Here is a 10,777-nt window from a genome sequence, read left to right as displayed (position 1 = left end):
CCGGGGTCGGGCAGGGACAGCCATTGGCCGAGATGTCCGTGGCGGACATGGCCGAGGTCCTGGAAGGCAAGATCGCCGGTGCGGTCCATCTGGATGAGCTGCTGGACGGCGCCGAGCTCGATGCCTTCGTGCTGTTCTCCTCCAATGCGGGAGTGTGGGGGAGTGGCAACCAGGGTGCGTACGCGGCGGCCAACGCGTATCTGGATGCCCTGGCCGAGCGGCGCCGGGCGCGTGGGCTGACGGCGACGTCGGTCGCCTGGGGGCTGTGGGCCGGTGGCGGCATGGCCGGCGACGAGGGAGAAGAACAGTTCCGCCGTCGTGGTCTGCGGGCGATGGCGCCGGAGCTGGCGGTGCTGGCGCTGGCGCAGGCGGTGGCGCACGACGAGACGTTCCTCGCCGTGGCCGACCTGGACTGGGAGCGGTTCGTACCGGCGTTCACCTCGCAGCGGCCCAGCCCGCTCGTCGGGGAGATCCCGGAGGTGCGCAGGCACCTGGAGACCGCGGCCGGAGGTGAGACGAGTACGGGCGACGACGAGGACTCCTCGGAGCTGCGCCGCCGCCTGCTGCCGCTGACGGAGCCGGAGCGGGAAGCGCTGCTGCTGGATCTGGTACGAACGCATGCCGCGGCCGTACTCGGCTATGACGGGCCGGAGTCGGTGGACGCCCAGCGGGCCTTCCGGGAGCTCGGCTTCGACTCGCTGACGGCGGTGGAGGTCCGCAACCGTCTGGGCCGGGCCACCGGCCTGCGGCTGCCGACCACGCTGGTCTTCGACTACCCGACGTCCACCGCACTGGCCCAGTACCTGCGGGCCCAGATCATCCAGGACGACGCCGCGGGCGTGGAGTCGACCCTGAACGAACTGGACCGGCTGGAGGCCAGCCTGACCACGATCGCCCCCGACGACAGCGCCCGTATGCGCATCACCATGCGCCTCGAAGCGCTGATGTCGAAGTGGAAGAACACGGAAGCGGACACCCCGGCCGACGGCGAGACCGTCTCCTCGCGGCTCGAGTCGGCGTCCGCCGACGAGGTCTTCGACTTCATCGACAAAGAACTCGGCATTTCCTGAGGCACTCGGACCGGCGCGGACGGACAGGGGCCGTCCGCGCCCCCGATGCGGTTCTTCTGTGGCTTCTGTGACTAAACGAACAGGTGAGTTTCCGATGGCGGAACAGCAAAAGCTCCTCGACTACCTCAAGCGCGTGACCGCCGATCTCCACGAGACTCGTCAGCGGCTCCGTGAGGTCGAGGCGGAAGAACCGGAGCCCATCGCCATCGTGGGGATGAGCTGCCGCTACCCCGGCGGCGTACGGTCGCCCGAGGACCTGTGGCACCTCGTGGCCGACGGCCGCGACGCGCTCTCGGCCTTCCCCACCGACCGGGGCTGGGACATCGAGGCGCTCAGCGGCAGGACCGACGGGGAGGCGGAAGGCCCCGAACGCGTCGGCGGGTTCGTCTACGACGCGGGCGACTTCGACGCCGCGTTCTTCGGGATCTCGCCGCGCGAGGCCATGGCGATGGACCCGCAGCAGCGGCTGCTGCTGGAGACCTCCTGGGAGGCATTCGAACGCGCCGGGCTCGCCCCGGCCTCGCTGCGGGGCAGCCGCACCGGCGTCTTCGTCGGCGCCACCGCCCAGGGATACGGCTCCGCCCTCATGGCCTCCCCGGACAACGTCGAGGGCTACCTGCTGACCGGCGACGTTCCGAGTGTCGTCTCCGGCCGGGTGGCCTACGCCCTCGGCCTGGAGGGCCCGGCGGTCACGGTCGACACGGCCTGCTCCTCCTCCCTGGTCGCCCTGCACCTGGCCGCCCAGGCGCTGCGCCAGGGCGAGTGCGACCTGGCTCTGGCCGGCGGTGTCGCCGTGATGGTCACCCCCGGCGCGTTCGCGGAGTTCAGCCGCCAGGGCGGCCTCGCCTCCGACGGCCGCTGCAAGCCGTACGCCGACGCCGCCGACGGCACCGGGTGGGGCGAGGGCGTCGGCGTCCTCGCCCTGGAACGGCTGTCGGACGCCCGCCGCAAAGGACACGAGGTCCTCGCCGTCATCCGCGGCTCGGCGGTGAACCAGGACGGCGCGAGCAACGGCCTCACGGCGCCCAACGGTCCGTCCCAGCAGCGCGTCATCCGCGCCGCCCTGGCCAACGCCCGCCTGACGACCAGCGACGTGGACGCCGTGGAGGGCCACGGCACAGGCACCGTGCTCGGCGATCCCATCGAGGCCCAGGCACTCCTGGCCACGTACGGCCAGGACCGCCCCGCCGACCGGCCCCTCCTCCTCGGCTCGGTGAAGTCCAACATCGGCCACACCCAGGCGGCCTCGGGCGTCGCGGGCGTGATCAAGATGGTCATGGCCCTCCGCCACGGCCTGCTGCCCGAGAACCTCCACACCGACCGTCCGAGTTCGCATGTGGACTGGTCGGCGGGTGCGGTGGAGCTGCTGACCGAGGCGCGGGAGTGGCCGGAGCGGGAGGCCGGTGCGCCGCGTCGGGCGGGTGTGTCGTCCTTCGGTGTGAGCGGTACGAACGCGCATGTGATCGTGGAGCAGGCGCCGGTTGAGGAGGAGGGCTCCGCGGAGTCGGTGCCGGTGCCGGTGCCGGTGGGTGTGGTGCCGTGGCTGGTGTCGGCTCGTAGTGCGGAGGCGCTGCGGGCGCAGGCGGAGCGGCTGCGCGAGCACGTTGCGGCTGGTGACGCCGACCCGGTGGATGTGGGTTGGTCGCTACTGTCGGGCCGGTCGGCGCTGGAACACCGTGCGGTGATCCTCGGCACGGGCCGTGAGGATCTGCTCCAGGGGCTGGAGGCGTTGGTCTCCGGCGGGCCTGGGGTGGTGACCGGTGCGGTCGCTGAGGGGCGGCTTGCTGTGGTGTTCACCGGGCAGGGCAGTCAGCGGCTCGGGATGGGCCGGGAGCTGTACGAGAGCTTCCCCGTGTTCGCGGATGCGCTGGATGAGGTGTGCGCGCATCTGGATCCGCTGCTGGACCGTCCGCTGCGGGAGGTGATGTTCGGCACCGAGGCGGACGTCCTGGAGCAGACCGGTTTTGCGCAGCCGGCGCTGTTCGCGATCGAGGTCGCCCTGTTCCGGCTGGCGGAGTCGTTCGGGCTGCGGCCGGAGGTCGTGGGTGGTCATTCGATCGGCGAGTTGGTGGCGGCGTATGTGGCTGGGGTGTGGTCGCTGGAGGATGCGGCCCGTCTGGTGGCGGCGCGTGGCCGGTTGATGCAGGCCCTGCCGGAAGGCGGCGCCATGCTCGCGGTGCAGGCAGCGGAGGGGGATGTCCTGCCGCTGCTGGAGGGCCACGCCGAGCGGGTGGGTGTCGCCGCCGTCAACGGCCCGTCCCAGGTGGTGGTTTCCGGTGACCGTGCGGCGCTGGAGGATCTGGCGCAGGTCTTCACCGAGCAGGGGCGGAAGACGCGCTGGCTGCGGGTTTCGCACGCGTTCCACTCGCCGCTGATGGAGCCCATGCTCGACGACTTCCGCCGAGTCGCGCAGGACCTGGAGTATCAGACGCCGACCCTGCCGGTGGTCTCGAACCTGACCGGTCGTATGGCCACAGCAGACGAGCTGCTGGACCCGGAGTACTGGGTGCGTCACGTCCGCGAGGCGGTCCGCTTCCACGACGGTCTGACGACACTCGCCGACTTCGGGGCCGTCACGATCCTGGAGTTGGGCCCGGACGCGGTCCTGACCGCGATGGCGCATGACACGCTCACCGCCCCGGAGGCCCAGGCCGGTCTGATCCCGGCCCTGCGCAAGGACCGCCCGGAGCTGGACTCGTTCCTGTCGGCACTCGCCCAGGCGCACGTCCGAGGTACCACCGTCGACTTCACCCCCTTGTTCGCGCCGACGGAGTCCCGCCACCGCGTCGATCTGCCCACCTACCCCTTCCAGCACCAGCGTTACTGGCCCCGCCCCGCCCTCCCCGGCGTGGGCGACGTCTCGGCCACTGGGCTGGACGCGGCGGAGCACCCGCTGCTCGGCGCGGCGATCGCCTTGGCCGACGGGGACGGGTTCCTGTTCACCGGGCGGCTGTCGTTGCAGTCGCATCCGTGGTTGGCGGGGCATGCCCTGGCCGGCGCCGTCCTGCTGCCGGGCACGGCCTTCGTCGAACTGGCCCTGCGGGCGGGGGACGAGGTCGGCTGTGGGCTGGTGGAGGAGCTGACGCTCCAAGCCCCGCTGGCGCTGCCGGAGCAGGGCGGCGTTCAGGTGCAGGTCACCGTCGGCGCCCCGGACGAGAACGGGCGGCGCAGTGTCGCCGTGCACTCGCGTGAGGAACACGCGGGGGACGGCGGCTGGACCGTGCACGCCACCGGTGTGCTGACCGGTGACGAGCCACGGCAGGACGACTCCCCGCTCACCGAGTGGCCTCCGCGGGATGCGGCGGCGGTCGATGTCGACGGGCTGTACGAGCACCTGGCGGAGCTCGACTTCGCCTACGGGGAGGCGTTCCGGGGGCTGCGGGCGGCGTGGCGGCGCGGCGACGAGGTGTTCGCCGAGGTCGCCCTGCCGGAGGAGCAGCGAGAGAGCGCGGAGGCCTTCCGGCTGCACCCGGCTCTGCTGGACGCGGCCCTGCACGTCCTCGGGGTGGGCGGCCGGTGGGCCGACGACGGTGACGCCGGAGGGGCGAGGCTGCCGTTCAGCTGGAGTGGGGTCTCGCTGCGGGCGACCGGTGCCTCGGCGCTGCGGGTCCGACTGGCCCCGGCAGGCGACCACGGCGTGACGCTGTCGGTCGCGGACGGGCTCGGGGAGCCGGTCGCCGCAGTGGAGTCACTGGTGTTCCGGCCGGTCGCCACCGAACAACTCGACGCCTCCGGCAGGCGGGGCGTCCAGAACTCCCTCTTCCACGTCGAGTGGAACGAACACCCCGAGGCGGCAGCCCTGCTGGCGTCTGCGGCGGCGGACGGGACCGCCACCGGCAGGTGGGCCCTGATCGGACCGGACGAGGTCGGACTCGTCCCCGCCTTCGAGGCGGCCGGCGCACCCCTGGACACCCGGCCCGACCTGGCCGCCCTCGGTGACGCCGTACCGGACGCCGTCGTGACCGCCTGCGGGCCGGAGGCGACCGACGGCACGCCGGTGACTCCCGACGGATCCGCCGACCCGGACCGGCTCCGGTCCGTACTCGCCCGGGTCCTCGGTGTCGTACAGGCATGGCTCGCCGACGAGCGGTTCGAGGCGTCGAAGCTCGTCGTGGTGACCGCGGGCGCGACCGCGGCCGGGGACGCCGTACCGGATCCGGTCGGAGCCGCGGTGCGGGGACTGGTGCGATCGGCACAGTCCGAGCACCCGGGCCGCATCCTGCTCGTCGATCTGGATCCCGTCGACGCGGGTACGGTGCCGATGCCGGCGGCGCTGCTCGCCGCGCTCTCGGCGTCCGACGAGCCGGAGGCCGCGTTGCGCGCGGGCACGGTGTTGGTACCGCGCCTGGCCCGCCTCGCCGTGCCGGACGACACCGCCACCACCGACCAGGCGCAGCCCACCGACCAGGCAGAGCCCACCGACCAGGCAGAGCCCACCGACCAGGCACAGCCCACCCTCACCGCCGAGCGAGCCGCGTCCGACGGGTCGGCGTCGGCCTGGGGAACGGGCACCGTCCTGGTGACCGGCGCGTTCGGCGGCCTGGGCCCGGTCGTGGTCAGGCACCTGGCCGAGCGGCACGGCGTACGGAACCTCATGCTGGTGTCGCGGCGGGGCGCGGACGCGCCCGGTTCCGGCGAACTCCGTGCGGCACTCGAGGAGTCAGGTGCCCGCGTCGGCGTCGCGGCGTGTGACGTGGCCGACCGGTCGGCGCTGGCGGAGCTGCTCGACGGCATCGAGGACCTCTCGGCCGTCGTGCATGTCGCCGGCGTCCTCGACGACGGTGTGATCACGTCCCTGAGCCCCGAGCGGCTGAACCCGGTGCTGCGTGCGAAGGCCGACGCCGCGGTCAACCTGGACCAGCTCACCGCCGACCGTGACCTGTCCGCCTTCGTACTCTTCTCCTCCGCCGCCGGCGTGTTCGGCGGCGCGGGACAGGCCAACTACGCCGCCGCCAACGCGTTCCTGGACGCCCTCGCCCGGCAGCGGCGGGCACGTGGCCTGACCGCCACCTCGCTCGCCTGGGGACTGTGGTCCCAGAGCAGTGAGATGACGGGGAAGCTGAGCTCCGGAGACCTGAACCGGATGGCGCGCGGCGGCGTGGCACCGCTGGCCACGGCGGAGGGCCTCGCCCTGCTCGATGCCGCCGTGACCCTGCCGGACGCGCCCGCGGCCCTCGTACCCCTGCGGCTGGACACCGCCTCGCTGCGTCCTCGGGCGGGCGGCGCCACGACCGTCCCCGCGCTGCTGCGCGGCCTGGTGCGGACACCACTGCGGCGGTCCGCCGCCGGTGCGGCAGGCGGCGGAGCCACGGACGCGCACGCCACCGGCCGCACACCGCTGCTGGAGCGGCTGGCCGGACTCGACGCGGCGGAGCGGGACAAGGTCCTGACCGAAGTCGTCTGCACCCACGTGGCGGCGGTCCTCGGATACGAGTCCGCAGCGGCGGTCGACGCCCACCGGGCCTTCCGGGAGCTGGGCTTCGACTCCCTCACCGCCGTCGAACTGCGCAACGCGGTGAACACCGCCACCGGGCTGCGCCTGCCCGCCACCCTGATCTTCGACTACCCGAACCCGGCCGCGCTCGCGGCCCATCTCGCCACCGCCCTGCCGCTCGACGGGCAGGCAGGAGGCGGGCTGTCCGTCCTCGACGAACTGGAGCGGCTGGAGACCTCCCTCCTGACGGTCGAGGCGGACAGCATCGTCCAGTCGAAGATCGGCATCCGGCTGCAGAGCCTGCTGTCCCGCTGGAACGCCGCCCAGCGGCACGGCTCCGCCGCCACCGTCACCGCCACCACGACGGCGGACGACGACCTGGACCTGGACTCGGTCTCCGACGAGGAACTCTTCGAGGCGCTCGATGACGAGCTCGGACTTTCCTGACCTGCCCCACACGGCCCCCACCAGCACGCGCACGACCCTTTTTCACACCACGAGGAGCTGACGAGCAATGTCGAACGAGGAGAAGCTTCGCGATTACCTCAAGCGGACGACCTCCGACCTGCGTCAAGCTCGTCGTCGTCTGCGCGAGATGGAGGAGCGCGAGCAGGAGCCCATCGCCATCGTCGCGATGAGCTGCCGTTACCCCGGTGGCGTCCGCAGCCCGGAGGAGCTGTGGCAGCTGGTCGCCGACGGAACGGACGCCCTGACGCCGTTCCCCACCAACCGTGGCTGGAGCCTCGACGCCCTCTACGACCCGGACCCCGACAACTCCGGTACGAGCTACGCCCGCGAAGGCGGGTTCCTGCACGAGGCGGACCGCTTCGACGCCGCGTTCTTCGGTATCTCGCCGCGCGAGGCCCTGGCCACGGATCCCCAGCAGCGGCTGCTCCTGGAGACCTCCTGGGAACTGTTCGAACGCGCCGGCATCGACCCGACGACGCTGCGCGGCAGCCGCACCGGCGTCTTCGCCGGCGTGATGTACCACGACTACGCCTCCCGGCTGCACTCCGTTCCCGAGGAGGTCGAGGGCTTCCTGGGCACCGGCGCCTCCAGCAGCATCGTCTCCGGCCGGGTCGCCTACACCTTCGGCCTGGAGGGCCCGGCGGTGACGGTCGACACGGCCTGCTCCTCGTCCCTGGTCGCCCTGCACCTGGCGGCGCAGGCCCTGCGTCAGGGCGAGTGCACCATGGCGCTCGCCGGCGGCGTGACCGTGATGTTCACGCCCGGCACCTTCGTGGACTTCAGCAAACAGCGCGGCCTCGCCTCCGACGGCCGCTGCAAGCCGTACGCCGACGCCGCCGACGGCACCGGCTGGGGTGAGGGCGTCGGCCTGCTGCTCCTGGAGCGGCTGTCGGACGCCCGGCGCAACGGGCATCCGGTCCTGGCCGTCGTACGCGGCTCGGCGGTGAACCAGGACGGCGCCAGCAACGGCCTCACCGCCCCCAACGGCCCCTCGCAGCAACGCGTGATCCTCCAGGCCCTCGCCAACGCCCGGCTCGCTCCCGAGCAGGTCGACGCGGTGGAGGGACACGGTACGGGAACCACGCTGGGCGACCCGATCGAGGCGCAGGCGCTCATCGCCACGTACGGACAGGGACGGTCTGAGGACCGGCCGCTGTGGCTGGGCTCGGTGAAGTCGAACATCGGTCATACGCAGGCGGCCGCCGGTGTCGCGGGTGTGATCAAGATGGTGATGGCGATGCGGCAGGGTGTGCTGCCGCAGACGTTGCATGTGGATGCGCCGAGTTCGCATGTGGACTGGTCGGCGGGTGCGGTGGAGCTGCTGACCGAGGCGCGGGAGTGGCCGGAACGGGAGGGCGAGCCGCGTCGGGCGGGAGTGTCCTCCTTCGGTGTGAGCGGCACGAACGCGCACGTGATCGTGGAGCAGGCGCCGGTTGAGGAGCAGGACGCGGCGGAGGCCGTGCCGGTACCGGTGGGTGTCGTGCCGTGGCTGGTGTCCGCGAGCAGTGCGGAGGCCCTGCGGGCGCAGGCGGAGCGACTGCGCGAGCACGTTGCGGCTGGTGACGCCGACCCGGTGGATGTGGGCTGGTCGCTGCTGTCGGACCGCACGGCGCTGGAGCACCGGGCCGTGGTGCTGGGGCGTCAGCAGAGGGACTTCCTGGACGGTCTGGGGGGGCTGGCTTCCGGCGGGCCTGGGGTGGTTTCCGGGGCGGTTGACGAGGGGCGCCTTGCGGTGCTCTTCACCGGGCAGGGCAGTCAGCGGCTGGGCATGGGCCGGGAACTGTACGAGATCTTCCCCGTGTTCGCGGACGCGCTGGACGAGGTGTGCGCGCATCTGGATCCGCTGCTGGATCGTCCGCTGCGGGAGGTGATGTTCGGCACCGAGGCGGACGTCCTGGAGCAGACGGGGTATGCGCAGCCGGCGCTGTTCGCGATCGAGGTCGCCCTGTTCCGGCTGGCGGAGTCCTTCGGGCTGCGCCCTGAGGTTGTGGGCGGTCACTCGATCGGTGAGTTGGTGGCGGCGTATGTGGCTGGGGTGTGGTCGCTGGAGGATGCCGCTCGTCTGGTGGCGGCGCGTGGCCGGTTGATGCAGGCCCTGCCGGAAGGCGGCGCCATGCTCGCCGTCCAGGCTGCGGAGGAGGATGTCCTGCCGCTGCTGGAGGGCCACGCCGACCGGGTGGGGATCGCCGCCGTCAACGGCCCGTCCCAGCTGGTGCTTTCCGGTGACCGTGCGGCGCTGGAGGACCTGGCAGGTGTCTTCACCGAGCAGGGCCGCAAGACGCGCTGGCTGCGGGTCTCGCACGCGTTCCACTCGCCGCTGATGGAGCCCATGCTGGAGGAGTTCCGTCAGGTCGCGCAGGGCCTGGAGTATCAGGCTCCGTCCCTGCCGGTGGTGTCCAACCTGACGGGTCGCATGGCCTCGGTGGACGAGCTGCGGGACCCGGAGTACTGGGTGCGTCACGTCCGTGAGGCGGTCCGCTTCCACGACGGCATCGCTGCCCTGGCCGACTTCGGGGCGACGACCATCGTGGAGCTGGGCCCGGACGCGGTCCTGACCGCGATGGCTCACGACACCCTCACCGCCCCGGAGGCCCAGGCCGGTCTGATCCCGGCCCTGCGCAAGGACCGCCCCGAGCTGGACACGTTCCTGACCGCACTCGCCCAGGCGTACGTGCGCGGCACAGCGATCGACTGGACCCCGCTGTTCGCACCGACCGAGGCCCGCCACCGCGTCGACCTGCCCACCTACCCCTTCCAACACGAGAGCTACTGGCTGCACGCCCCGGCGCTGACCGGCGACGTCACCTCTGCCGGTCTCACGGCGCCCGGCCATCCGCTCCTCGGCGCCTGTGTCCAGGTCGCGGGGAGCGACACGCGTCTGTTCACCAGCCTGCTGTCGGTCGACTCGCACGCGTGGCTGGCCGACCACACTGTGGGCGGCAAGGTGCTGCTGCCCGGTACGGCCTTCGTCGAACTGGCCGTACGCGCCGGCGACGAGCTCGGCTGTGACCTGCTCGAGGAACTGATCCTCGAAGCCCCGCTGGTACTGCCCGAGGACGGCAGCGGCCGACAGCTCCAGCTCTGGATCGAGGAGCCGGACGAGACCGGGCGGCGTACGTTCACCCTGCACTCGCGTCGCCAGGGTGACGGCAACGACGTGCCGGACGAACCATGGGTCCGCCACGCGTCGGGTGTCCTGAGCGTCGCCGAAGAGGCGGCATCCGACTTCGACATGACGCAGTGGCCGCCGTCCGACGCCGTCGCGTTGGAGACGGCGGACCTCTACACCGGCTTTGCCGCGGCAGGTCTCGACTACGGCCCCGCGTTCAGTGGAGTACGAGCGGCATGGCGCCGCGGGGACGAGGTCTTCGCCGAGGTCGCCCTGCCGGAGGAGCACCGGGACGCGGCCGCCGAGTACGGCCTGCACCCCGCCCTCCTCGACGCGAGCCTGCATGCGGTCGCCTTCACCGCGCTCGGCGGCGAGGGGGCCGATGACGGCGCCGGTCAGGCACGCCTGCCGTTCTCGTGGAGTGGTGTCTCGCTCTTCGCGACGGGTGCGTCCGTCCTGCGCGTACGCCTGACGACCTCAGAGTCCGGTGCCGTGTCGCTGGCCGTCGCCGACGAGACGGGCCGGCCGGTGGCCTCTGTCGACTCCCTCGTCCTGCGTGCCCTTACGACGTCCGACCTCGACGCCGCGTCCGGTGACGGCCAGAGCGATTCGTTGTTGCGGGTGGAGTGGGTTGTGGGGTCGGTTGCGGGGGGTGGTGTGTCGCCGGAGTCGTGTGTGGTGGTCGGTGGTGGTGGT

Annotated in this window: 3 protein-coding genes; all 3 read left to right on the top strand. The window is 72.3% G+C overall.

Going from position 1 to position 10,777, the window contains the following annotated elements; all coding sequences use genetic code 11:
* Positions 1-1,070 (top strand): acyl carrier protein (locus tag ACYVMZ_RS38615; RefSeq protein WP_461087891.1); only part of this gene is annotated, 1,070 nt, incomplete at its 5' end.
* A gap of 94 nt (positions 1,071-1,164) precedes the next feature.
* Positions 1,165-6,951, top strand: coding sequence for a type I polyketide synthase (locus tag ACYVMZ_RS38610; RefSeq protein ID WP_461087889.1), 5,787 nt, complete (start codon positions 1,165-1,167; stop codon positions 6,949-6,951).
* Between the two features lie 67 nt (positions 6,952-7,018).
* Positions 7,019-10,777, top strand: a 3,759-nt coding sequence (locus ACYVMZ_RS38605) for a type I polyketide synthase (RefSeq protein ID WP_461087887.1), incomplete at its 3' end; no start/stop codon positions are given.

It is taken from the genome of Streptomyces deserti (assembly GCF_054782695.1).
The sequence above is the reverse complement of the archived record's forward strand: the minus strand, read 5'-3'. Positions and strand labels throughout refer to the sequence as shown.